Consider the following 20,989-nt stretch of genomic DNA (forward strand, 5'->3'; position numbering starts at 1 on the left):
GAACCAAAGACATGGCACTCGGAGAACACCTTCGCCAGCAACTGGCGGCGAAAGCCCTGAAACGGCAGCTGGAGCGCGCGACGGAAGCCGTCGCGGCGCCCGGTGTGCCCGCTGCACCGGCGGCACAGGTCGCGTCGGCGCGCAGCCGTTTCGAATCGATGCCGCAGTATCAGCAGGTCAGGATCATGCGCGAGATGGGCGAGAAGCTGCGCGTCGACTCGCCGTTCTTCCGCGTGCATGACGGCATCGCCGGCGCGACCACGCAGATCGGCGGTCGCGAATACGTGAACTTCGCGAACTACAACTATCTCGGTCTCGCCGGCGATCCGGCCGTATCCGAGCGGGCGAAGGCCGCGATCGACCGCTATGGCACGTCGGCGTCCGCGAGCCGGATGGTCGCGGGCGAGCGTCCGGTGCAGCGCGACCTCGAGCGCGCGCTGGCTGCGTTCTACGAGACCGACGATTGCGTCGCGTTCGTGAGCGGCCACGCGACCAACGTGACCGTGATCGGTGCGCTGTTCGGCCCCGGCGACCTGATCGTCCACGACGCGCTCGCGCACAACAGCATCGTGCAGGGCGCGCAGCTGAGCGGCGCGAAGCGGTTGAGCTTCGCGCACAACGACTGGCAGGCGCTCGACGCTCTGCTGTCGCGCGTGCGGCGCGAATACCGGCACGTGCTGATCGCGATCGAAGGGCTGTACAGCATGGATGGCGATTTTCCGGACCTGCAGCGTTTCGTCGACGTGAAGACGCGCCACGGCGCGTTCCTGCTGGTCGACGAAGCGCATTCGCTCGGCGTGCTCGGCGCGACGGGCAAGGGCATCCGCGAACATTGCGCGGTCGCGCCCGACCAGGTCGACATGTGGATGGGCACGATGAGCAAGACGCTGGCCGGTTGCGGCGGTTTCATCGCCGGCTGCCAGCCGCTCGTGGACATGCTGCGCCATCTGGCGCCGGGCTTTCTCTACAGCGTCGGACTCGCGCCGACGCTCGCAGAAGCGTCGCTGGCCGCGCTCGAACGCCTGCATGCCGAACCGCAGCGGGTGGCGCAATTGCAGGCACGCGGCCGGCAGTTCCTGACCGAGGCGCGCGCCGCGGGGCTCGACACCGGCACGAGCGCCGGCTATGCGGTCGTGCCGGTGATCACCGGCAGTTCGCTGAAAGCCGCGCAATGGGCCAACGCGATGTTCGACGAAGGGATCAACGTGCAGCCGATCTTCTATCCGGCCGTCGAGGAAAAGGCCGCGCGCCTGCGTTTCTTCATCTGCTCGACGCACGAGCCGGCGCAGATCAGCCGGACCGTCGCCGTGCTGGCGCGCCTGGCGGGGCGGGCAACGTGATGCCCGCCGCGGCGCTCGCACCGTCCGTCGACGCGCCGCATGCCGATGCGTCGACACCGTTTCGCGCCGCTTGCGCGGACGATGCGGCGGCATGCGCGCCGCTCGTGTTCGCATCCGGTGTCGGCGAATTCGGCTTCTTCCTCGGTGAAAGCGACGCGCGCTGCATTGCGTTCCTGCAACAGGCGTTCCGCTCGCGTCACGGCCGGTTCTCATGGCGCCGGCATCGGGTCGCGGTCGGCGCCGACGGCACGGTACAGGCCGTGATGGCCATCCATGACGGGCGCCGGACGATGTTCGACGACCTTCACGTCGTGTGGGCCCTGGCGCGCTTTTTCGGCGTGCGCCGCGCGATCGGCCAGTTGCTGCGCGGGCTGGTGCTCGAAACGGAGATTCCGGCGCCGAAACGTGCGCAGATCCTCATCGCGCATTGCGCGACGGACGAGCGGCAGCGCGGCACGGGCATCTTCACCGCACTGCTGCGCGACGCGCTCGAGACCGGTGCGGTGCCGGACGACGGCAGCCGCGACATCGTGCTCGACGTGCTGGCCCGGAATGTACGTGCCCGCGAACTGTACGAGCGGCTCGGCTTTGCCGTGCTGACGCGGTCACGTCAGCGCTCGCGCCGGCTGCCCGCCGAACTCGCTTCGGTCCGCATGCGGCTCGCGCGCCGCGGCTGACGGTGTCCCCGCCGTCGCGGCCTACTTATGCCGCGGATTGAACGGCCGCTGCTGCACATCCGCCCCCTGCGCGACGATCGCCATGCTTTCCGGCACTTCCTCCCATGCGCCGCGCAAGTCGACGAGCGGCTCCGACACGACCATGAACGCGTCGTCGCCCGCTTCCGCGATGCGCGGGTTGTGCGGATAGAGTTCGTGCAGATGCTTGAACGACGTGCTGTGGAACAGCGAGCGCGATTGCCGTTCGCTCGAGTAGCGCACCGCGATGATCCGCTCACCGTCCGTCGCGCAGATCGTCATGTTGAGCGGCTCGGCAACGCGGTATCGCGCGGCGGTTTCCTCGACCATGCCGACCATCCGTTCGAGCGCCGGCAGCGGCGTCTGCTCGAGGCCGAAGGTCAGCGCGAGACGGAACATCAGCTCGGAGTCGGTCGTCCCTTCGATCGTCGGGAACAGTGCCGGGTCGACCTTCATCGTCAGGTCGCGGCGCAGCTTGTGGAAATCGCGAATCAGCCCGTTGTGCGCGAACAGCCAGCGGCCGTGGCGGAACGGATGGCAGTTGGTTTCCTGGACGGGCGTGTCGGTTGCCGCGCGGATATGTGCGATGAACATCCGCGAGCGGATCGCGCGCGCGGCTTCGCGCAGGTTGCGGTCGTTCCATGCGGGATGCACGGACCGATAGCGGAACGGCAGTTCCTCGGGGCGGCCGTACCAGCCGATGCCGAACCCGTCGCCGTTGGTGGTCGTGGCGCCCAGCTCCGAATGCAGGCTCTGGTCGATCAGCGAATGCTTCGCGCGAAACAGTACGGTCTCGAGATGGATCGGATTACCCGTATAGGCGAGCCAGCGGCACATGGAGCGCTCCTTCGCGATGAATCTTCTCGCGCATGGTAGCCGACTTCGCGGCGCCGGCGTACGCGACCGCGCCGCGTCCGCCGGCTGGCCGGCCGCGCCGGCGATCGTCCGCGAAGGATGCGGCGGGCGCCGCACCCTTCAGGTGCGCGTCACTCGCCGAGCGCGTCCATCACGCGGGCCGAATAGACGAGCGCCGCGCCCGCATTCAGCGCGATCGCGACGCCGAGCGCCTCGGCCACTTCCTCCTTGGTTGCGCCATGCTTCGTGGCTTCGGCCGTGTGCACCGCGATACAGCCGTCGCAGCGCGTCGTGACGGCCACCGCGAGCGCGATCAGTTCGCGCGTCTTCGCGTCGAGATGGCCTGTCTTGGCGCCGGCGCCGGACAGCGCCTTGTAGCCGGCCAGCGTGTCGGGCGAGAGCTTCGCGATGTCGCCGATGCGCGTCGTGAGTTCCTTCCGGTATTCGTTCCAGTTCAGCATGATGCGTCCTTTCGAGAAGAGGTGGATCAGGCGGCGGATGCCGCGATCTCGGGCGATGCAGGACTTATTCTGAGCGTTCGCGCTGAGGGTTTCGATACGCTAGAGTGTCAATTTTTAGCGCAAACGTCTCATGGACGCATTGAGTCAACTGTTGTCGCTGGGCCGCAGCCATGTCGAGCTCGACGTGCGCTGCCTGCTCGACGGCCCGTTCGCGATGCCGCACGATCCGTTGCCGCCCGGCGAGGCGGCGTTTCACCTGCTGCTGTCCGGAACGTGCCGGCTGCGCACGGCCGACGGGCGCACGCTGCGGCTGGCCGACGGCGACTTCGTGCTGCTGCCGGCGGGCGACGCGCACGATTTGTCCGATGTCGGGGGGGGCGGCGCGCGGCCGCCGGTCGCGTCGCTGCGCGAACCGGGCGCGGCCGGCGGCGCGGTGCTGCCGGTCAAGTCGAATCGCGATTCCGCGGATCCGGCCGATGCGAGCGTCGACCTGCTCTGCGGGCGCTTCATTTATGCGCGCGGCGCCGGTGAATTGCTGATGCGTACGTTGCCGCGGGTGCTGCATGTCGGGCTGCGCGCGGCGTCGGGGCCCGCGTCGCTGCAACTGCTGACGAGCGTGCTGCGTGCCGAGGCATCGAGCGCGCAGCCGGGTGCGCGCGCGATCGTGAACGCGCTGGGGCAGGCATTGCTCGCCTACGCGTTGCGTGCGTACGGCCGCGATGCGCGCGTGCCGGCCGGCTGGCTCGCGCTGGCTGCCGATGCGCGGCTCGGCCCGTCGGTCCAGGCCGTGCTGCAGGCGCCGGCGCAAGCGTGGACGGTCGAATTGCTCGGCGCGGCATCAGCGATGTCGCGCGCGACCTATGCGCGGCATTTCCGCGAGAAGGCCGGGATGAGCGTCGGCGCGTTCGTCGCGCAGATCCGGATGATGCATGCATGCGCGCTGCTGCAGGACACGCAGCGCGGCCAGGCGGAGATCGGGCAGGCGGTCGGCTATCAGTCCGAAGCTGCGTTCGGCAAGGCGTTTCGCGCGGTGCTCGGCACGACGCCCGGGCGCTGGCGGCGCGCGCAGCGGGGCACGTAAGACCGGCAGCACGCAATACTGCGGGAAGCAGACGCAAAAAAGCCTCCACTCGGGAGGCTTTTATTGCACTATCAAAGATAGTTGGTAGGGTGGGAGGGACTCGAACCCTCGACTCTCTGATTAAAAGTCAGATACTCTAACCAACTGAGTTACCACCCCACGTTCTTGAAACCGGTTGGTCCGTTGCGCTGACAACTTGCTCAACGACCCAAAGAGCAAAAGATTATATCGGCGAATTTAAGGGCTGTCAACAATTCGACACGGTAATTTATTTGATGCTCTCGATCTTGCCCTGCGCGGTCTGCGCAGCGTTCGATCCGGCGTACTGCGACACGACCTGCTCGAACGTCTTCTTCGCGGCCGCCTTCTGGCCTTGCTCGAGCTGGTTCGTCCCGATCGCGACGAGCGCGTCGGCCGCACGCGGATGCTGCGGATACTTGCTCACGATCGCTTGCCACGTCGCGGTCGAGCCGCGGTAGTCGCGCAGCGCGTATTGCGCATTGCCGAGCCAGTACTGCGCGGTCGGCTGGTACGGGCTCTGCGGGTACTTCGCGATGAAGCCGCGGAACGAGGCCGCGGCAGCCTTGAAGTTGCCGTTGCGGAATTGCTGCTGCGCCGCGCTGAGCGCATCCGTTTCACCCGGCTGCACGGTGCCTTCGACACCATCGATCGTCGCCTGTTGCGGCTCGAACTTCTTGAGCCGCGTGTCGAGATCCTGGTAGTACTCCTTCTGCTGCCGCTCGAGCGTCGTCAGCCGGTTCGTCAGATCCTCGTTCTCGCCGCGCAGCGTCGCGACCTGCTGGTTCAGCTGGTCGATACGGCCGGATTGATCGAGGATCGTACGCTGGGCGGCCGACAGCTGGCTGGACAGGTTGTCGCTCTTGCTGCGCAGATCGAGCACGGCGCGGCGCGCCTCGTTGTCGTCGAACATGCCGGCGTGCGCCGGCGCGGCCGACCACGCCGCGCCGACGACGCAGAACGCTGCGGCGATGCGCAGCCAGGATACACGGTGCGTCATACGGCAACTCTTCCGTTACTTACTGTTGGTAGACGAGGTCGGCGCGACGGTTCTGCGCCCACGATGCTTCGTCGTGACCCGCTGCTTGCGGCTTTTCCTTGCCGAGGCTCACGGCTTCCATCTGCGAGTCGTTCACGCCGAGCAGTGCCATCGCGCGGCGGACAGCTTCCGCACGCTTCTGGCCCAGCGCGAGGTTGTACTCGCTCGTGCCGCGCTCGTCGGTGTTGCCCTGGATCAGCACGTGACGCTGCGGATGGCTCTTCAGGTACTGAGCGTGTTGCTGCATCAGCGGCTGGTACTCGTCCTTCACCGAATAGCTGTCGAAGTCGAAGTAGATGCTGCGCTTTGCGAGCGGGCTGTTCGGGTCGTTCAGCGGATCGACGTTCACTTGCGCGACGTTGTCGGCGCTCGGCTGCGTGCTCATCGCACCTGCGTTGGCCTTGTCGTCGAGCTTCACACCCGACTTGCACGCTGCGAGCGCGCTGATCATCATCACGGCCAGGGCCAGACGAGCTTTATTCGACATCATGGTTACTCTCCTTGTGGTCATTGCATGAAGGGCCCCCACGACGGCTCACGAACGGAGCCGCCCTGGACGGACAGGATTTGCGGCGGCGCGCTGCCGTCGGAGGGCACTGCTGCCAGCACGTTACGACCACCCGACTGGGTCGCGTAGAGAAGGTACTGGCCATTTGCCGCGAAGCTCGGCGATTCGTCGCGATTGGTATTCGTGACGGCGTTCGCCGCCCCGGATTGCAGATCCTGAACGTACAGCTTGAACCCCCCACCCGTGCGGGAGATGTAGGCGAGCAGCTTGCCGTCCGGGCTGATGCGCGGGCTGGTGTTGTAGCTGCCGGTGAAGGTCACGCGTTGTGCCGCGCCGGCGCTTTCGCCTTGCGCCGGCATCCGGTAGATCTGCGGCGCGCCGCCGCGATCGCTCGTGAAATAGATCCAGCGGCCGTCCGGCGAGTAGAACGGCTCGGTATCGATCGAGCTGCTCTGCGTGAGCCGGTGCAGACCGCCACCGGTTGCATTGACCGTATAGATTTGCGTATTGCCGGTCAGCGACAGGGCAACGGCCAGCGTGTTGCTGTCCGGCGACCACGCCGGCGCGCTGTTGTTGCCCTTCTGGTCGGAGACGATGTAGCGGCGGCCGGTCGGCAGGTCATGGATGTAGACGATCGGCTTCTTGCGCTCGAACGACACGTACGCGACCTTCGTGCCGCTCGGCGACCACGACGGCGAGATGATCGGCTCGGTGCTCGACAGCGCGATGCGCGGGTTCTGGCCGTCCGAATCCGAGATCTGCAGCTGGTAGCGGTTACCCGTCTTGATCACGTACGACAGGCGCGTGGCGAACACGCCGCGCACGCCGAGCAGCTTCTGGTAGATGTAGTCGGCGATCTTGTGGCCGGCCGTGCGCAGCGTGGTGTCGGTGGCCGTCAGCGACAGGCCGCCGAGGCTTTGCTGCTTCACGGTGTCGTACAGGATGAAGTTCACCTTGTACTGGCCGTTCGCTTCGCGGTTCACGCTGCCGGCGACGAACGCATTCGCGCCCTTGGCCTTCCATGCGCCGAGATCGACCGATGCGGTCTCGGGCACGGGCGTGCTGCCCGCGTCGATGTTGGTGAATTTGCCGCTACGGGCGAGGTCGGAGCGGACGATCGACGTGACCTGCTGCGGCAGGCCTGCCTCGTTCGCGAAGTTCGCGGTGGCGATGGGGAACTGGGTCGAACCGACGCCGGTGATCAGCACGTTGACCTGCGCGTTAGCGGCGCCGCCGGCCGCAATCAGACACGAGGCCACGAGTGCCCTGAAACCTAGTTTCGTCATCAAACTCATGCTTCTTGCTTCCCATGTGACTTGGATCGCTGCGCAACCGCAGAGACAGTAAAAATACCCGATTCGTTCCCGTCCGGCAGCGACGCACGGAGTGTAAGCGCATTTGCGATCACTCCGCCGCCTTGAAGGTAATCGTAATGTCGGACGGGGTACGACCGTTAGAATCGGGCGGCAATGGGACCGACGACTGGATCGCATTGACCACGGCTTGATCCCACCCCGAATTTCCGCTCGAACGGCGGATCGAAACACTGAGCACGTCGCCCGACGGCGTGCAGCGGATCGCGACGACGGTCGTCAGACCCGCGCGCTCGCCGCCCCAGACGATGTTCGGCTTCACGCGGCGACGCACCTTGTCGGGATAGCCGGGCGATGCGGCATTGCCGCCGGAGCCCGTGCCGGTGCCGCTTTTCGCGAGGCCCTCGCCGCCGCCTTCGCCGGCGCCGGACATGCCCTGCATCTGCGCGAGGCGCGCGTTGCGCTCACGGTCGAGCTTCGCCTTCGCTGCCGCGTCGGCCTTCGCGCGCGCCGTCGCTTCAGCCTTCGCCTTGGCCTGGGCTTCCGCCTTCGCCTTCGATGCCGCGTCGGCCTTGGCCTTCGCTGCCTGCTGCGCTTCCAGCTGCGCCTGCTTCTGTTGCTGCTGTTTCTGCTGCTGGAGTTTCTGTTGTTCGAGCTTCTGCTGCTCCACGAGCTGTTGTTGCTTGAGCTTGTCCGCCTGCTTCTGCCGTTCGCGCTCGGCGGCCTTCTGCGCGGCGAGCGCGGCAGCCTGCTGGGCCGCGAGCTGCTCGCGCCGGGTTTCCTCTTGCTGGGCCTTCAGTTGCTGCGCGCGGCGCTGCTGCTCGAGCAGCGCTTCGCGCGCGGCCGCTTCCTGCTGTCGCTTCTTCTGCTGCAGCGCGATGTCCGCCTGCTCGTCCCGGACCGGGGGAGGGGGCGGTGCGAGCTTTGCGGGCGGCGCGGGCGTGACGACGGGCCGCGGCGCGGGGACGTCGGGCACCTCGGTCCACAGCTCGGCCTCGGAGCCGGCCGGCGTGCTGTTCTGCCACTGCACGCCGTGATAGAGGAACAGCGCGAGCAGCACGTGCATCAGCGCGGCGAGCGCGAACGCGCGCCAGGTGCCGCGCTCGCGCGGGGGCTGAGACGGGTAGGCGTTGCCGCGCGTGGATTGCTGCCGGTTCATTGCGATTTGACGAGGAGGCCGACGCGCTTGACGCCGCGCGCCTTCAGGTCCGACATCACGGTCATGACCGCATCGTACTGCACGGTCTTGTCGGCCGCGATCACGACGGGCTGGTCGGGATGATCGGCCTGCCGGGCCGAGATGAAGCTGTCGAGCTCGGCCTTGGTCATCGTGTCTTCCTGCGTCGCGCCGGCGTCGCTCTTGTACTTGACGCTCATCGTGCGGTCGGCCTTGATGTTGACGACGACGGGGGGCGTCTGTTCCTGCGGTGCTGCGTTGCCGACGGTCGGCAGATTGATGATCGACGGGGCGACGAGCGGTGCCGTGACCATGAAGATCACGAGCAGCACCAGCATCACGTCGATGTACGGCACGACGTTGATGTCGGCCATCGCGCGGCGCGAGCGGCCGCCGCGCATGCTGGATCGAATGGGGCTTCCTGCCATGGCGTGCTCCTTACTGGGCCTGGCGCTGCAGGATGTTCGAGAACTCTTCGATGAAGGTCTCGAAGCGGATCGCGAGGCGGTCGATGTCGTGCGCGTAGCGGTTGTACGCGACCACTGCCGGAATCGCGGCGAACAGGCCGATCGCGGTGGCGACGAGCGCCTCGGCGATGCCCGGCGCGACGTTCGCGAGCGTCGCCTGCTGCACGTTCGCGAGGCCGCGGAACGAGTTCATGATCCCCCAGACGGTGCCGAACAGGCCGATGTACGGGCTGACCGAGCCGACCGACGCGAGGAACGCGAGGTTCGCTTCGAGTACGTCCATTTCGCGCTGGAACGACGCGCGCATCGCGCGGCGTGCCCCGTCGAGCACGAGGCCCGGGTCGCTGATGCGCTTTTCCTTCGCCTTCAGGAATTCACGCATCCCCGATTCGAAGATCCGCTCGAGCGCGCCGATCGTGTGACGGTTGTTGGCCGCGCTCTGATACAGCGCCTGCAGGTCGCCGCCCGACCAGAAATCCCTTTCGAAGCGTTCGGTCTGCGCGCGTGCGCGGCGGATCGCGAACCACTTGCGGAAGATGAAGGTCCACGACATCAGCGACAGCAGCAACAGCAGCCCCATCACGGCCTGGGCCAGCACGCTCGCGTTGAGGACGAGGGAAATGATCGACAGGTCTTGAGAAGTGTTCATAGAGGTTTGAGTAACGTCCCTTCGGGGGTGTCCGGCGAGGGCGCACGGTATGCGTGTGGCGCGGCGCGCCGGCCTGGCCTGGCGCCGAACCTTGCTTAGTATCGATTCAGGAAGGCAAGTTCATGGGCCTTGTCTAAACGGTGCTCATCCGAGCTTCGTTGACAGTACGGCAGTCTGCCCGGCGTCGATGACGGGCCCGCGTTGCAGCGCGTCGAGCACGACCGGCGGGATCGCCGCGGGCCGGATGCCGATCTGTTCGACGCAGCCGAGGCGGATGTGCCCGGCGACGAGCAGCGTGTCGCCACGCCATGCTTCCTGCGTGAATTCCACCGAGGCGCGGCCGATGCGTCCGGGCCGGCTCGTGATCGTCAGCGTGTCGTCGAGTCGCGCCGGAGCGCGGTAGTCGAGCGACGTGCTGCGGACGATGAAGATCGCGCCCGTGTCGTCGGCGAGCCGACGCTGGTCGATGCCGCACGCGCGCAGCCATTCGGTGCGAGCGCGCTCGAAGAATTTCAGGTAGTTGGCATAGAAGACGATGCCGCCTGCGTCGGTGTCCTCGTAGTACACGCGTACCGGCCAGGTGAAGCCGGAGTGCGCGTCCGGGGAGCGGGTAGGCTGAGTCATGGCGCGCATTTTACCGGAAGGCCGAGGACGGATTCGTAACCGATTCGTAACGGAATGTAGTACGGCGTAGCATGCCGCGGGCCGGCCGGAGGCGGGCCCGCGGCTGCGCCCGTCGTGTCAGCCGCGATGGATCGTGAGGCCGGCCGGAGCCTGGGCGACCGGCATCATCTCGATCGTGTTGATGTTGACGTGCGCGGGGCGCGTCGCGATCCAGTAGATCGTGTCGGCGATGTCCTCGGCCGTGAGCGGCTGGACGTTCTGGTAGACGTTCGCCGCTTTCGCATCGTCGCCGCGGAAGCGGACGTTCGAGAATTCCGTGCCGCCGCAGAGGCCTGGCTCGATGTCGGTTACGCGCAACGGCGTGCCGATCAGGTCGGCGCGCAGGTTCAGGCTGAATTGTCTGACGAAAGCCTTGGTTGCGCCGTATACGTTCCCGCCCGGATACGGATAGGTGCCGGCCACCGAACCGAGGTTGAAGATATGGCCGCGGCCGCGCTCGATCATGCCGGGCAGCAACGCGTGCGTGACGGTCACGAGGCCCGAGCAGTTCGTATCGATCATGGTTTGCCACTCGTCGAGGCTGGCCTTGTGGGCCGGCTCGACACCGAGCGCGAGACCGGCGTTGTTGACGAGCACGTCGAGCGCCGCGAATTCGGCGGGAAGGGCGGCCGGCACGGCTTCTACTGCGGCGCGGTCGCGCACGTCGAGCTCGAGCGGCAGCAGTGCCTCGCCGAGTTCGGCCGCGAGCGCATCGAGACGATCCTTGCGGCGCGCGGTTGCGACGACGCGATGGCCGCCGTTGACGAAGGCTCGGGCGATTGCGGCGCCGAAGCCGGCGGACGCGCCTGTGACGAACACGATCATTGCTGCTCCTGGTCGGTAACAAAGTAGCGGATAGTATCCCGCAAGCCTACTGAGATTGCCGCACCGCGGCAAGGCGCCAAAGCGCGTCGGCACGGGTGCGTAAAGTCTGGCCCTTATTGTTTCGGGGCCGCTGCCGCGCGGTTGCCTATTCATGACGCATCCAATAAACTAACGCGCTCATCACCCCTGCGTGACTGGCGATAGAACCCTTCGGGTTCAAGGTGGAGCATCCCACCGTGAAGCGCGGGGCGCCGTTTTTGCCGTTCGCCTGGGCAGCCGTTGTGCGCCGTTGCGTGCATCGCCGGTGGCTGTCCCGTCTCGCGTCATACGGATTCTTCCGCCACGTCGAGCTGGTTCCGCCAGCAGCGCAATGTACTCGGCCGCCCCGGTCAACCTGTACACACTTAACGGAAACCGTATGTTTGACAGAGCCCAAAGCACCATCGCGAACGTCGATCCCGAACTCTTTGCAGCGATCGAGCAGGAAAACCGCCGCCAGGAAGACCACATCGAGCTGATCGCGTCGGAAAACTACACGAGCCCGGCCGTGATGGCCGCACAGGGCTCGCAGCTCACGAACAAGTACGCGGAAGGTTATCCGGGCAAGCGCTACTACGGCGGCTGTGAGTACGTCGACGTGGTCGAGCAGCTGGCGATCGACCGCGTGAAGCAGCTGTTCGGCGCGGAAGCCGCGAACGTGCAGCCGAACTCGGGTTCGCAGGCGAACCAGGGCGTGTTCTTCGCGATGCTCAAGCCGGGCGACACGATCATGGGCATGAGCCTCGCGCATGGCGGCCACCTGACGCACGGCTCGCCGGTGAACATGTCGGGCAAGTGGTTCAACGTCGTCAGCTATGGCCTGAACGAACAGGAAGACATCGACTACGACGCGGCCGAGAAGCTGGCAAACGAGCACAAGCCGAAGCTGATCGTCGCGGGTGCATCGGCATTCGCGCTGAAGATCGACTTCGAGCGTCTCGCGAAGATCGCGAAGTCGGTCGGCGCGTACCTGATGGTCGACATGGCGCACTACGCCGGCCTGATCGCCGCGGGCGTGTACCCGAACCCGGTGCCGCACGCGGACTTCGTCACGACGACGACGCACAAGAGCCTGCGCGGCCCGCGCGGCGGCGTGATCCTGATGAAGGCCGAGTACGAGAAGCAGATCAACTCGGCAATCTTCCCGGGTATCCAGGGCGGCCCGCTGATGCACGTGATCGCCGGCAAGGCGGTGGCGTTCAAGGAAGCACTGTCGCCGGAGTTCAAGGAATATCAGCAGAAGGTCGTCGAGAACGCACGCGTGCTGGCTGAAACGCTGGTCAAGCGTGGCCTGCGGATCGTGTCGGGCCGCACGGAAAGCCACGTGATGCTGGTGGACCTGCGCGCGAAGAACATCACGGGCAAGGCAGCGGAAGCGGCGCTCGGCGCGGCGCACATCACGGTGAACAAGAACGCGATCCCGAACGATCCGGAAAAGCCGTTCGTGACGAGCGGCATCCGCCTGGGTTCGCCGGCGATGACGACGCGCGGCTTCGGCACGGCGGAAGCCGAGCAGGTCGGCAACCTGATCGCCGACGTGCTCGAGAACCCGGAAGATGCAGCGACGATCGAGCGCGTGCGCGCGCAAGTGGCCGAGCTGACCAAGCGTTTCCCGGTCTATCGCTGATCCGGCATGCGCTGCCCGTTCTGCCGGCATGAGGACACGCAGGTCGTCGACTCGCGCGTGTCCGAAGATGGCGCCGCGATTCGTCGGCGCCGTCGTTGCTCGGCTTGCGACAAGCGCTTCACGACGTACGAACGGGTCGAGCTGAACCTGCCGGCCGTCGTGAAGAAGGACGGCAGCCGCACGGAATTCGACCGTCGCAAGATCGTCGCCAGCATGCAACTCGCGCTGCGCAAGCGGCCGGTTGCGGCTGACGCGATCGACGCGGCGGTCGCCCGCATCGAATATCAGCTGCTCGCAACCGGCGAGCGTGAAGTGCGTAGCGAGAAGCTCGGCGAACTCGTGATGAACGAGCTGCGCGGCCTCGATACGATCGCCTATGTCCGTTTCGCATCGGTTTACCGCCGGTTCGAGGACGTTTCCGAATTTGCCGACGTGATCGAAGAGTTCCGTCGCGCGTCCCCCTCCAAGCCTCCGCGTAAGCGCTGACGCGCTGCGTCCGTTCATCGTCTTCTCCGTGGGTTCAGTTCGCGCCGATTGTGTCGGCTGCGATCGCATGTCGCCAGTCGGCCGTTCGGCTAATGGCGCGCGTTCGCTCGCGTCGCTACAGTCGACGCATCACGTTGACGGAGGGCGATCGCGATGGGACTGCACCGGCAGGGTGTTGAAAAACGCATGCGATGCGGCGGCTTCACGCTCGTCGAGTTGATGGTCGCGATCGCGCTGGCAGCCGCGATCGGACTTTACGCCGCGCCCGCATTCGATCAGTGGCGCATGCGCGAACGCGTGGAGGCCCGCGCGCTCGCGCTGCTCGGTGCGCTGTCGTTCGCGCGCACCGAGGCGACGCGTCTCGGCGTGCGTGTCACGCTGTGCAGGGCCGGGCGCGATGGCGACTGCGTGCGGCCCGGCGAGCGGTGCGATCCGGCGGAATGGTCGTGCGGCTGGATCGTCAGCGGGCAGTTCGACGGGCAGCCGCGCGTGCTGCGGCGCTATCCGCGCGATGCCGACGTCGCTATCGCGGGCGCGGCGCACGATCTGGCATTTGCGCCGTCGGCAGGCCAGGTGATCGGCGGGATCCGGCGTTTCGAATTGCGTCCGCAGCGTGCGCTGTCCGGCGACGACGCACGCGTGTCGCGCTGCATCCGGATCGCGGCGGGCGGTCGGGCACGCGTCGTCGCCGGTCGTTGCGACGCGGCATGAAGTGCGCGCGCAAGTCGATGCGCGGCACGTCGCTGCTCGAAGCGGTGCTGGCCATCGCGTTGCTCGCAACCGTGATGCTGGCCGTGGCCGGCAGTCAGCTCGCGATGACGCGCGCGCAGCGGGCGACGATCTGGCGTGAACGCGCGCTGTGGCTGGCCGACGCTCGCATCGAGCGCCGGCGCGCGGCGACGGGCGCCGACGACGGCATCGCGGCGCTCGCGGCTGCATCGCTGCCCGGCGGCACGATGACGCTCGACGATGGGCCGGCCGGTGTCCGCTACGTGGTGGTCGGCTGGCGCGACACCAACGCCTACGCGGCGACTTCCACGCGATGTGAAGGTGCGGGGGCGACGGTCAAGCCGGCGTCGTGCGTGCGGATACCGTTTCGGGAGGCCCATGCCGATGCGGACGAACGCTGATCGCCGCAGCCGCGCGCATACGCTGCTCGAAGTGCTGATCGCGATGACCGTCGGCCTGCTCGTGCTTGCCGCGGCCGGTGCGCTGTACCACGCCCAGCGCATCGCGCAGCAGCGCGCGGAAGACGGGTTCCGGATGCGCGATGCGGCCGCGACCGCGCTGATGCTGATCGGCCAGCAGATCCAGATGGCCGGGTTTCGTCCGCTCGATGTCGAAGGGGCATCGTCGCTGCCGCCGGTGTTCGGTTGTTCCGCGGGGCGCGTGCGAGGCGATGGCGCGCAGGTGCGCTGCGAAGCCGTGCGCGCAGCGTCGGATGCGGTGCTGGTTCGGTATGTCGGCGATGCCGTGTCGACGTGGCCGACGGTCGGTGCGCAGGTGTCGGATTGTCTCGGGCAGGGTGTCGGCGCTCCCGGTGAGCGGCCGCTCGTGGAAAACCGTTTCGACGCGCATGTCAGCCCGTCGACGGGCGAGCCGGAGTTGTACTGCGAGGGAAGCGGGCGCCCGGGTACGCCGCAACCCGTCGTGTCCGGCATCGATCAACTGCGGGTCCGTTACCTGCGTCGCGCAGGCGCGCGGTTCGTCGACGCGGAAGCGATGGGTGCCGGCGACTGGCGCGATGTCGTCGCCGTGCACGTATGCGTGCGGGCGCGTGGCGAACCGATTGACGGGCCCGCGCGTCATGTCGATTGCGACGGTCGCACGGCCGTTTCGCGGGACGATCGCGCGCATCTGGTGCTGCATCGAATCGTCGCGTTGCGCAATGCCGCGGTCGCATTCGCGGATCCCGTCCGCGACGCGGCGCAGGACCACGAGGTAGTGCGATGATCCATGCAACCGGATTCGTCGGCGAGCTTGCGATGCGAATCGCGGCCGGCCGAGCAAGGGGGCGCATCGTTGCTTTCTTCGACTCACAGCAAGCGGTGAGGGCCTCATGCTGAGCGGAAGAACGACGCGCGCATGCTTTCCATCCGCCAGCCGCGGCTGGCGTCGCGACGCGGGTCTTGCATTGCCTGCCGTGATCGCGGTCGGCGCGGCGGTCGCTGCGCTGACCGGCACATGGTTCGAATCCGCGCTGACGGAATCGCGCCGCGCGCGTGCATTGTCGGACCGGTTGATTGCATTTCACGCGGCCGACGCAGCACTGGCCGCCTGTACCGCGCGATTGCTTCGCGGCGGGGCGCCGTACATGGACGAACCGCTATCACCCGGCGAGCCGGATGCATGGCGGCGTACGCCCGCGCTGGGTGTCGACGATGCATTCGCGCCGTTCGCCTCCTGGCCGATGGCGGCCCAGCCGCCGCGTTGTCTGATCGAAGCCTGGCGAGGCGTCGGTCCGCAAGGGAGTCGTGCTTACCTCGTCACCGCGCGTGGTGTCGGCGGCCATGCGTCGAGCGTAGTCTGGCTGCAGAGCCAGGTCGCGCTGCGCGACGGACGCATCGTGGCGCAGCGCTGGCGTCGCGTCGCGGCGGTGCATCGATGAAAGCGCCTGGATTGCTGCGCCGGTCGGCGGCGTTCACGTTGCTCGAACTGATGATCGTGCTTGCGATCGTCGCCGTGCTGGCCGCGTGGGGCGTCCCGTCGCATCGCGAACATGTCGCGCGCATGCATCGTGCGTCCGCGGTTGCCGCGCTGTATCGCGCCGCTCAATATCTCGAAACGCTGGACGGCCCGGCGCCGCAGACGTTGCCGGACGCATACGCACAGGCACCGCCGGACGGGCGGGCGATTTACCGCGTGGGGTTGAAGCGATCGGTCGGCGACGATGCACAGGTCGTCTACGAACTCGTTGCGAACCCGCTCGAGGCAGGCCCGATGCGCGCCGATGCATGCGGCGCATTCACGCTGCGTTCGGACGGCACGAAAGGCAATACGGGATCGAGCGACGCAGTGACCGAGACACTGGAGCGGACATGCTGGGGCGTGCGCTGATCGCCCGATTACCCGATCATCCGATCACGTACGGAAAACGCACACCGCCGGATGGCCGCGCACGCCCGTCGTTGCGTATCAGTCGTCGTTCGCGGCCATTGCGCGTTCATCGCGCGACTGTTTCCAGATCCGGTAGAACTCCCACGCGGCGAAGCCGACGGTGCCCCACTTCAGCGCGGGGCCCGCGCTCGCGCGCAGCAGCGATCGAATGGGTTTCGCCAGCACGAGCGACGCGAGCGAACTCAGCATCGGATACTGGTTGACGAGCTGGCCGAGGTTCGCGTTCAGGTTCTTGGCGGACTGGCTCAACTTGCCGCTCGACAGGCCGGGGATGAACACCTTGAGCCAGCTGAAGCGCGTGACGGCGTGGCGCATTTCGGCGGCGGCTTCGGCAAGCTCGAGCCGCTCGACCTCGGATCGCAGGATCAGCAATTCCTTGCGGAGCGCGCGATGCTGCGACGCGCTCCACTTCGATCGCGACGAATGGGGGCGGGGCGAGTGGCCCGTGACGTTCTGGCTCATGGCGCGTCGGCGAAGTAGGTGAGAGGGGTGAACGCGACTGCGTTCACGGCTTGCCGCGGAAAGCCTCGCGGTCTTTCTCGAGCTCGGCGAGCGTTGCTTCGAACACGGTCGGCGCCTCGCGCAGGCCCGTGCGCGCCTTCAGCGCACATGCGATACCGGCGATCGCGTACAGCGCGGTGATGACCGCGAGCGATTGCCACCGGTAGGTGTCCCAGAACGCGATCGTGACGAGCACGGTCAGGCTGATGAGCGCCATCGTCGCGAGCATCATGGCCGCGAGCCCGAGGAACAGCACGCCCATCAGGCGTTCCTTCTCCTCGGCGAGTTCGATGCCGACCAGTTCGAGGCGCGTCTGCAGCAGGCCGATCGCGGAGCCGACGAAGCGGCGCAACGGTCCCTGGCCGGACGGCTGCGAGTGGGTGTCTGTCGTCATGAATAAGGCGCTTGCGCGCGCAGTGAGCGTCTAGGTCAAAGCTGGCCGGCGGCGAACCGCCGGCCGGCTTCGGCGCCCATGTGCCGCACCGGGCGGCGCATGGGGCGGAACGGCGCCGAGCGCGTTACTTGCGGTTGATCAGCAGGCCGATCAGCACACCGACGCCGGCAGCGACGCCGATCGACGTCCACGGATGCTCGTGCACGTAGTCGTCGGTCGCGCGCGCGGCCTTCTTGCCTTTCTCGACCACCACGACCTGGACGTCGGTTGCCTTTTCCTTGGCCTGCTTCAGGCGCGACAGGGCTTTTTCGCGCAGTTCGGCCGCACGGTCGCCCGTGCTGCTCGCCGCTTGCTTGAGCAGATCCTCGGCGTCCGCGAGAACGGTTTTGATATCCGACATCAGTTTCTCCTTGTTGATTTCCGACATTGCAACTCCCTTCATGCTGTCATGCTGCAGGTTCACATCCTAGCGAAACGCCTGCCCGCTGGCGAGCCGGGACAAATAAACGGCGGCAGTGCAAGACTGCATGGTAAACGACTCGTAATCGTCAACAGAGCTTCAGACGATACGAAAAGTTTCCCTGGGCGCCATTCGTGCCGCGCCGCCACCCGGCAAAAATGACAAAAAAGTATGAATATCAAACGTAATAATCGTTCGCATGTCTCATTGCTTCCCGTAAGCTGATGGACTGTCCCGCGCCATCCAGCGCGCGGTTTCAACCAGCATCGTTCGAGGAGGGAACATCATGAGTCTGCGTCTTGGCGACATCGCACCGGATTTCGAGCAGGAATCGAGCCTGGGCCCCATCAAGTTTCACGAGTGGCTGGGCGACAGCTGGGGTGTCCTGTTCTCGCACCCGGCCGATTACACGCCGGTGTGCACGACTGAACTCGGGCTGACCTCGAAGCTGAAGGGCGAATTCGAGAAACGCAACGTGAAGGTGATCGCGCTGTCGGTCGACGGCGTCGAATCGCACAAGGGCTGGATCAACGACATCAACGAAACGCAGTCGACCGTGGTCGGTTTCCCGATCATCGCCGACGCGGACCGCAAGGTTTCGCAGCTGTACGACATGATCCACCCGAACGCGAACGAAACGCTGACGGTGCGCTCGCTGTTCGTGATCGACCCGAACAAGAAGGTGCGGCTCACCATCACCTATCCGGCCAGCACCGGCCGTAACTTCGACGAAGTGTTGCGCGTGATCGACTCGCTGCAGCTGACCGACAATTACAAGGTCGCGACGCCCGGCAACTGGAAGGACGGCGACGACGTCGTGATCGTGCCGTCGCTGCAGGATCCGGAAGAGCTGAAGAAACGCTTCCCGAAGGGCTTCAACGCCGTGCGCCCGTACCTGCGCCTCACGCCGCAGCCGAACAAGTAAGGAGCGGCTGCCGCATCGGCGGCGCGTGACGAACGCGCGTCGATGAAAACGGCCCGCCCGGCAGCGATGCCGGGCGGGCCGTGTCGTTTCAGCGGCGACGATGCGACGCAAGCGGCGCCGCGCCGTGCATCCGAATGATTAGAAGAATGCCTGGATGCCCGTCTGGGCGCGGCCGAGGATCAGCGCATGGATGTCGTGCGTGCCTTCGTACGTATTCACCACTTCGAGGTTCACGAGGTGGCGCGCGACGCCGAATTCGTCCGAGATGCCGTTGCCGCCGAGCATGTCGCGCGCGAGCCGCGCGATGTCGAGTGCCTTGCCGCACGAGTTGCGCTTCATGATCGACGTGATCTCGACGGCCGCCGTGCCTTCGTCCTTCATCCGGCCGAGACGCAGCACGCCTTGCAGGCCGAGCGTGATTTCGGTCTGCATGTCGGCGAGCTTCTTCTGGATCAGCTGGTTCGCGGCGAGCGGGCGGCCGAACTGCTTGCGGTCGAGCACATACTGGCGCGCGGTGTGCCAGCAGGACTCGGCTGCGCCGAGCGCGCCCCAGGCAATCCCGTAGCGCGCGGAGTTCAGGCACGTGAACGGGCCGCGCAGGCCGCTCACGTCGGGCATCAGATTCTCTTCGGGCACGAACACCTCGTCGAGGACGATCTCGCCGGTGATCGACGCACGCAGCCCGACCTTGCCGTGGATCGCCGGCGCCGACAGGCCTTTCCAGCCCTTCTCGAGAATGAAGCCGCGGATCGCGTCCTTGCCGTTTTCTTCCAGTTTCGCCCACACGACGAACACGTCGGCGATCGGCGAGTTGGTGATCCACATCTTCGCGCCGGACAGCGAATAGCCGCCGGGCACCTTCTTCGCGCGCGTGACCATGCTGCCCGGGTCGGAGCCGTGGTTCGGCTCGGTCAGCCCGAAACAGCCGATCCATTCGCCGCTCGCGAGCTTCGGCAGGTATTTCTGCTTCTGCGCGTCCGAGCCGAATTCGTGGATCGGCACCATCACGAGCGACGACTGCACGGACATCATCGAGCGGTAGCCGGAGTCGACGCGCTCGACTTCGCGCGCGATCAGCCCGTAGCTCACGTAATTGAGGCCGGGGCCGCCGTATTCTTCAGGAATCGTCGGGCCGAGCAGGCCGATCTCGCCCATCTCGCGGAAGATCTCGGCGTCGGTGCGCTCGTGGCGGAACGCTTCGGTCACGCGCGGCGCGAGCTTGTCCCGCGCGTACGCGTGCGCGGCATCGCGCACCATCCGCTCTTCTTCGGTCAGTTGCTGGTCGAGCAGCAGCGGATCGTCCCAATGAAAAGTTGCAGCAGCCATCGTTTCATCTCCTGTCGGCTTCGCGGTCGGCCCGAGTCGGTGCTTCAGCGCTGGCTCGGGCCCCATGCTTTGCGATCGGCCCCGGGTTGGCGCTTCGCCGCCTGGCCCGATGTCTAAAGTTCGCTTGACTCAAGTTCCGCTGTGCGGAACAATGTTTTGCAAAACGAACCCAGTGTAGCATCAGATGACGCTTTCAACCATCGACGAAACCACGATCGACGAACGCAAGTTCGTCGTTGCGCTCGCGCGCGGGCTCGACCTGCTGCGCGCATTCCGGCCCGGCGAGACGATGCTCGGCAATCGCGACTTCGCGGAGCGCACCGGGCTGCCGAAGGCGACGGTGAACCGGCTCGCCTACACGCTGACCGTGCTCGGCTACCTGCGCTACGACGAGACGCTCGGAAAGTATGCGCTCGACGCCGGCGTGCTGTCGCTCGGCTACGCGTTGCTGTCCGGCTCGGGGACGCTCGATCTCGCGCGGCCGCACATGCAGGCGCTCGCGCGCGAGATCGGCGCGGCCGTGTCGCTCGGCTGCCGGGACGGGCTCGACATGATCTATCTGGAGACGATCCGCAGCGAAACGGCGCTGACGCTCGGGCTGGCGCCCGGCTCGCGGCTGTCGATGCTGACGAGCTCGATGGGCCGCGCGTACCTGGCCGTGCAGCCGGAGGACGTGCGCCGCGCGCTCTATGCGGATCTGCACCGGGCGGCGGGCGGCGCGGCCGACGCGGATGCGCTCGTCGCGGCCGCACAGGACGCGGTGGCCGAATTCTCCGCGGGCGGATGCTGTTATTCGTTCCGCGCGTGGCACATGGACGTGAACGCGGCCGCCGTGCCGTTTCGCGAGCCGCGCGAGGGGCGCTGGCTGATCCTGAGCTGCAGCGGGCCTGCGTCGTCGATGGACGAGGACGTGTTCCGCACGCAGGTCGGGCCGAAGCTGAAGGCGCTCGCGCAGCGGCTCGGGCAGACGGTCTGAAACGGGCCCTGCGCGCGGCGCGTCGCTGGGGTGTCCGGGCACGCGAA

26 protein-coding genes, 1 tRNA gene and 1 riboswitch are annotated in these 20,989 nt (G+C 66.7%); of the genes, 12 read left to right on the forward strand and 15 right to left on the reverse strand.

The window, feature by feature from the left end; translation table 11 throughout:
- The first annotated feature begins 11 nt into the window (after window positions 1-11).
- On the forward strand, window positions 12-1,340 hold the full coding sequence (locus U4012_RS06095) for an aminotransferase class I/II-fold pyridoxal phosphate-dependent enzyme (protein ID WP_321796960.1): 1,329 nt from the start codon (window positions 12-14) through the stop codon (window positions 1,338-1,340).
- Window positions 1,340-2,017, forward strand: a complete 678-nt coding sequence (locus U4012_RS06100) for a GNAT family N-acetyltransferase (RefSeq protein WP_321797092.1) — start codon at window positions 1,340-1,342, stop codon at window positions 2,015-2,017. Before U4012_RS06095 ends, U4012_RS06100 begins: the two co-directional genes overlap by 1 nt.
- 21 nt (window positions 2,018-2,038) lie before the next feature.
- Here U4012_RS06100 and U4012_RS06105 read toward each other — a convergent pair whose 3' ends face one another.
- Together U4012_RS06105 and U4012_RS06110 are read right to left on the reverse strand one after the other, a co-directional pair.
- Entirely contained in the window at window positions 2,039-2,872 is an 834-nt protein-coding gene (locus U4012_RS06105) for a class II glutamine amidotransferase (RefSeq protein WP_044844085.1), read from the reverse strand.
- A gap of 149 nt (window positions 2,873-3,021) precedes the next feature.
- Window positions 3,022-3,351 carry a carboxymuconolactone decarboxylase family protein gene (locus tag U4012_RS06110; RefSeq protein WP_124487932.1) on the reverse strand — a complete coding sequence of 110 codons (330 nt, stop codon included), beginning with the start codon at window positions 3,349-3,351 and terminating at the stop codon, window positions 3,022-3,024.
- A gap of 130 nt (window positions 3,352-3,481) precedes the next feature.
- On the opposite strand from U4012_RS06110, the gene U4012_RS06115 reads away from it, so the two are divergent.
- On the forward strand, window positions 3,482-4,432 hold the full coding sequence (locus U4012_RS06115; RefSeq protein WP_321796961.1) for an AraC family transcriptional regulator: 951 nt from the start codon (window positions 3,482-3,484) through the stop codon (window positions 4,430-4,432).
- Window positions 4,433-4,514: 82 nt separating this feature from the next.
- Here U4012_RS06115 and U4012_RS06120 read toward each other — a convergent pair.
- From U4012_RS06120 to U4012_RS06160, 9 genes are all read right to left on the reverse strand, one after another.
- Window positions 4,515-4,591 (reverse strand) — tRNA-Lys (locus U4012_RS06120).
- Between the two features lie 109 nt (window positions 4,592-4,700).
- On the reverse strand, window positions 4,701-5,450 hold the full coding sequence (gene ybgF, locus U4012_RS06125) for a tol-pal system protein YbgF (protein ID WP_044844088.1): 750 nt from the start codon (window positions 5,448-5,450) through the stop codon (window positions 4,701-4,703).
- A gap of 19 nt (window positions 5,451-5,469) precedes the next feature.
- Window positions 5,470-5,979: a peptidoglycan-associated lipoprotein Pal gene (gene pal / locus U4012_RS06130; RefSeq protein ID WP_044844089.1), complete on the reverse strand. Its 510-nt coding sequence runs from the start codon at window positions 5,977-5,979 to the stop codon at window positions 5,470-5,472.
- A 17-nt stretch (window positions 5,980-5,996) separates the two neighbouring features.
- On the reverse strand, window positions 5,997-7,292 hold the full coding sequence (tolB, locus tag U4012_RS06135; protein WP_044844090.1) for a Tol-Pal system beta propeller repeat protein TolB: 1,296 nt from the start codon (window positions 7,290-7,292) through the stop codon (window positions 5,997-5,999).
- Between the two features lie 109 nt (window positions 7,293-7,401).
- Window positions 7,402-8,469, reverse strand: coding sequence for a cell envelope integrity protein TolA (gene tolA / locus U4012_RS06140; protein ID WP_257768356.1), 1,068 nt, complete (start codon window positions 8,467-8,469; stop codon window positions 7,402-7,404).
- On the reverse strand, window positions 8,466-8,915 hold the full coding sequence (gene tolR / locus U4012_RS06145; protein WP_124487921.1) for a protein TolR: 450 nt from the start codon (window positions 8,913-8,915) through the stop codon (window positions 8,466-8,468). Before tolR ends, tolA begins: the two co-directional genes overlap by 4 nt.
- Before the next feature lie 10 nt (window positions 8,916-8,925).
- A complete protein-coding gene (gene tolQ / locus U4012_RS06150; protein ID WP_010091489.1) occupies window positions 8,926-9,603 on the reverse strand; it encodes a protein TolQ in 678 nt (225 codons plus the stop codon).
- A 144-nt stretch (window positions 9,604-9,747) separates the two neighbouring features.
- Window positions 9,748-10,236 carry a tol-pal system-associated acyl-CoA thioesterase gene (ybgC, locus tag U4012_RS06155; RefSeq protein WP_044844093.1) on the reverse strand — a complete coding sequence of 163 codons (489 nt, stop codon included), beginning with the start codon at window positions 10,234-10,236 and terminating at the stop codon, window positions 9,748-9,750.
- Between the two features lie 108 nt (window positions 10,237-10,344).
- Window positions 10,345-11,091, reverse strand: coding sequence for an SDR family NAD(P)-dependent oxidoreductase (locus tag U4012_RS06160; protein ID WP_044844094.1), 747 nt, complete (start codon window positions 11,089-11,091; stop codon window positions 10,345-10,347).
- A 180-nt stretch (window positions 11,092-11,271) separates the two neighbouring features.
- Window positions 11,272-11,372: riboswitch (ZMP/ZTP riboswitch) on the forward strand.
- 137 nt (window positions 11,373-11,509) lie between these two features.
- Here U4012_RS06160 and glyA point away from each other — a divergent pair.
- The 7 genes from glyA (at window position 11,510) to U4012_RS06195 (ending at window position 16,300) form a co-directional block, all read left to right on the forward strand.
- Window positions 11,510-12,757 carry a serine hydroxymethyltransferase gene (gene glyA, locus U4012_RS06165; protein ID WP_044844095.1) on the forward strand — a complete coding sequence of 416 codons (1,248 nt, stop codon included), beginning with the start codon at window positions 11,510-11,512 and terminating at the stop codon, window positions 12,755-12,757.
- Window positions 12,758-12,763: 6 nt separating this feature from the next.
- On the forward strand, window positions 12,764-13,243 hold the full coding sequence (gene nrdR / locus U4012_RS06170) for a transcriptional regulator NrdR (protein WP_006760615.1): 480 nt from the start codon (window positions 12,764-12,766) through the stop codon (window positions 13,241-13,243).
- A 153-nt stretch (window positions 13,244-13,396) separates the two neighbouring features.
- Window positions 13,397-13,954, forward strand: a complete 558-nt coding sequence (locus U4012_RS06175; protein WP_321796978.1) for a GspH/FimT family pseudopilin — start codon at window positions 13,397-13,399, stop codon at window positions 13,952-13,954.
- A complete protein-coding gene (locus U4012_RS06180; RefSeq protein WP_321796980.1) occupies window positions 13,951-14,373 on the forward strand; it encodes a hypothetical protein in 423 nt (140 codons plus the stop codon). Before U4012_RS06175 ends, U4012_RS06180 begins: the two co-directional genes overlap by 4 nt.
- Window positions 14,357-15,196 carry a PilW family protein gene (locus U4012_RS06185; protein ID WP_321796982.1) on the forward strand — a complete coding sequence of 280 codons (840 nt, stop codon included), beginning with the start codon at window positions 14,357-14,359 and terminating at the stop codon, window positions 15,194-15,196. Before U4012_RS06180 ends, U4012_RS06185 begins: the two co-directional genes overlap by 17 nt.
- Before the next feature lie 106 nt (window positions 15,197-15,302).
- Window positions 15,303-15,851 carry a hypothetical protein gene (locus tag U4012_RS06190; RefSeq protein WP_321796984.1) on the forward strand — a complete coding sequence of 183 codons (549 nt, stop codon included), beginning with the start codon at window positions 15,303-15,305 and terminating at the stop codon, window positions 15,849-15,851.
- Window positions 15,848-16,300: a type IV pilin protein gene (locus U4012_RS06195; RefSeq protein ID WP_321796986.1), complete on the forward strand. Its 453-nt coding sequence runs from the start codon at window positions 15,848-15,850 to the stop codon at window positions 16,298-16,300. The genes U4012_RS06190 and U4012_RS06195 overlap by 4 nt, the downstream gene beginning before the upstream one ends.
- A 78-nt stretch (window positions 16,301-16,378) precedes the next feature.
- On the opposite strand, the gene U4012_RS06200 is transcribed toward U4012_RS06195, so the two are convergent.
- The 3 genes from U4012_RS06200 to U4012_RS06210 form a co-directional block, all read right to left on the reverse strand.
- Window positions 16,379-16,822, reverse strand: a complete 444-nt coding sequence (locus tag U4012_RS06200; protein WP_124488708.1) for a DUF3318 domain-containing protein — start codon at window positions 16,820-16,822, stop codon at window positions 16,379-16,381.
- Between the two features lie 43 nt (window positions 16,823-16,865).
- Window positions 16,866-17,255 carry a phage holin family protein gene (locus tag U4012_RS06205; protein WP_044844100.1) on the reverse strand — a complete coding sequence of 130 codons (390 nt, stop codon included), beginning with the start codon at window positions 17,253-17,255 and terminating at the stop codon, window positions 16,866-16,868.
- Between the two features lie 124 nt (window positions 17,256-17,379).
- On the reverse strand, window positions 17,380-17,682 hold the full coding sequence (locus U4012_RS06210; RefSeq protein ID WP_044844101.1) for a DUF883 family protein: 303 nt from the start codon (window positions 17,680-17,682) through the stop codon (window positions 17,380-17,382).
- 319 nt (window positions 17,683-18,001) lie between these two features.
- Here U4012_RS06210 and U4012_RS06215 point away from each other — a divergent pair, with 319 nt between their 5' ends.
- The gene (locus tag U4012_RS06215; protein ID WP_034182833.1) at window positions 18,002-18,640 is read left to right on the forward strand and encodes a peroxiredoxin; all 639 of its coding nucleotides are present in this window, start codon (window positions 18,002-18,004) and stop codon (window positions 18,638-18,640) included.
- A gap of 138 nt (window positions 18,641-18,778) precedes the next feature.
- Here U4012_RS06215 and U4012_RS06220 read toward each other — a convergent pair whose 3' ends face one another.
- On the reverse strand, window positions 18,779-19,966 hold the full coding sequence (locus U4012_RS06220; protein WP_044844102.1) for an acyl-CoA dehydrogenase: 1,188 nt from the start codon (window positions 19,964-19,966) through the stop codon (window positions 18,779-18,781).
- 184 nt (window positions 19,967-20,150) lie between these two features.
- Between U4012_RS06220 and U4012_RS06225 the strand changes: the two genes are divergently transcribed.
- Window positions 20,151-20,942: an IclR family transcriptional regulator gene (locus tag U4012_RS06225; protein ID WP_044844103.1), complete on the forward strand. Its 792-nt coding sequence runs from the start codon at window positions 20,151-20,153 to the stop codon at window positions 20,940-20,942.
- Window positions 20,943-20,989 lie beyond the last annotated feature (47 nt).

This window comes from Burkholderia sp. BCC1988 (assembly GCF_905339895.1).
GTDB lineage: Bacteria > Pseudomonadota > Gammaproteobacteria > Burkholderiales > Burkholderiaceae > Burkholderia.

Bases quoted from the DNA above. Each gene is read 5' to 3' on its own strand.
- tolA (WP_257768356.1), bottom strand. From the start codon at position 8,469: ATGAACCGGCAGCAATCCACGCGCGGCAACGCCTACCCGTCTCAGCCC.
- tolQ (WP_010091489.1), bottom strand. From the start codon at position 9,603: ATGAACACTTCTCAAGACCTGTCGATCATTTCCCTCGTCCTCAACGCG.
- tolR (WP_124487921.1), bottom strand. From the start codon at position 8,915: ATGGCAGGAAGCCCCATTCGATCCAGCATGCGCGGCGGCCGCTCGCGC.
- U4012_RS06215 (WP_034182833.1), top strand. From the start codon at position 18,002: ATGAGTCTGCGTCTTGGCGACATCGCACCGGATTTCGAGCAGGAATCG.
- U4012_RS06220 (WP_044844102.1), bottom strand. From the start codon at position 19,966: ATGGCTGCTGCAACTTTTCATTGGGACGATCCGCTGCTGCTCGACCAG.
- U4012_RS06100 (WP_321797092.1), top strand. From the start codon at position 1,340: ATGCCCGCCGCGGCGCTCGCACCGTCCGTCGACGCGCCGCATGCCGAT.
- nrdR (WP_006760615.1), top strand. From the start codon at position 12,764: ATGCGCTGCCCGTTCTGCCGGCATGAGGACACGCAGGTCGTCGACTCG.
- U4012_RS06190 (WP_321796984.1), top strand. From the start codon at position 15,303: ATGCTGAGCGGAAGAACGACGCGCGCATGCTTTCCATCCGCCAGCCGC.
- tolB (WP_044844090.1), bottom strand. From the start codon at position 7,292: ATGAGTTTGATGACGAAACTAGGTTTCAGGGCACTCGTGGCCTCGTGT.
- U4012_RS06105 (WP_044844085.1), bottom strand. From the start codon at position 2,872: ATGTGCCGCTGGCTCGCCTATACGGGTAATCCGATCCATCTCGAGACC.
- U4012_RS06205 (WP_044844100.1), bottom strand. From the start codon at position 17,255: ATGACGACAGACACCCACTCGCAGCCGTCCGGCCAGGGACCGTTGCGC.
- U4012_RS06195 (WP_321796986.1), top strand. From the start codon at position 15,848: ATGAAAGCGCCTGGATTGCTGCGCCGGTCGGCGGCGTTCACGTTGCTC.
- U4012_RS06200 (WP_124488708.1), bottom strand. From the start codon at position 16,822: ATGAGCCAGAACGTCACGGGCCACTCGCCCCGCCCCCATTCGTCGCGA.
- U4012_RS06180 (WP_321796980.1), top strand. From the start codon at position 13,951: ATGAAGTGCGCGCGCAAGTCGATGCGCGGCACGTCGCTGCTCGAAGCG.
- U4012_RS06160 (WP_044844094.1), bottom strand. From the start codon at position 11,091: ATGATCGTGTTCGTCACAGGCGCGTCCGCCGGCTTCGGCGCCGCAATC.
- U4012_RS06210 (WP_044844101.1), bottom strand. From the start codon at position 17,682: ATGTCGGAAATCAACAAGGAGAAACTGATGTCGGATATCAAAACCGTT.
- U4012_RS06185 (WP_321796982.1), top strand. From the start codon at position 14,357: ATGCGGACGAACGCTGATCGCCGCAGCCGCGCGCATACGCTGCTCGAA.
- pal (WP_044844089.1), bottom strand. From the start codon at position 5,979: ATGATGTCGAATAAAGCTCGTCTGGCCCTGGCCGTGATGATGATCAGC.
- ybgC (WP_044844093.1), bottom strand. From the start codon at position 10,236: ATGCGCGCCATGACTCAGCCTACCCGCTCCCCGGACGCGCACTCCGGC.
- ybgF (WP_044844088.1), bottom strand. From the start codon at position 5,450: ATGACGCACCGTGTATCCTGGCTGCGCATCGCCGCAGCGTTCTGCGTC.
- U4012_RS06110 (WP_124487932.1), bottom strand. From the start codon at position 3,351: ATGCTGAACTGGAACGAATACCGGAAGGAACTCACGACGCGCATCGGC.
- U4012_RS06095 (WP_321796960.1), top strand. From the start codon at position 12: ATGGCACTCGGAGAACACCTTCGCCAGCAACTGGCGGCGAAAGCCCTG.
- U4012_RS06225 (WP_044844103.1), top strand. From the start codon at position 20,151: ATGACGCTTTCAACCATCGACGAAACCACGATCGACGAACGCAAGTTC.
- glyA (WP_044844095.1), top strand. From the start codon at position 11,510: ATGTTTGACAGAGCCCAAAGCACCATCGCGAACGTCGATCCCGAACTC.
- U4012_RS06175 (WP_321796978.1), top strand. From the start codon at position 13,397: ATGGGACTGCACCGGCAGGGTGTTGAAAAACGCATGCGATGCGGCGGC.
- U4012_RS06115 (WP_321796961.1), top strand. From the start codon at position 3,482: ATGGACGCATTGAGTCAACTGTTGTCGCTGGGCCGCAGCCATGTCGAG.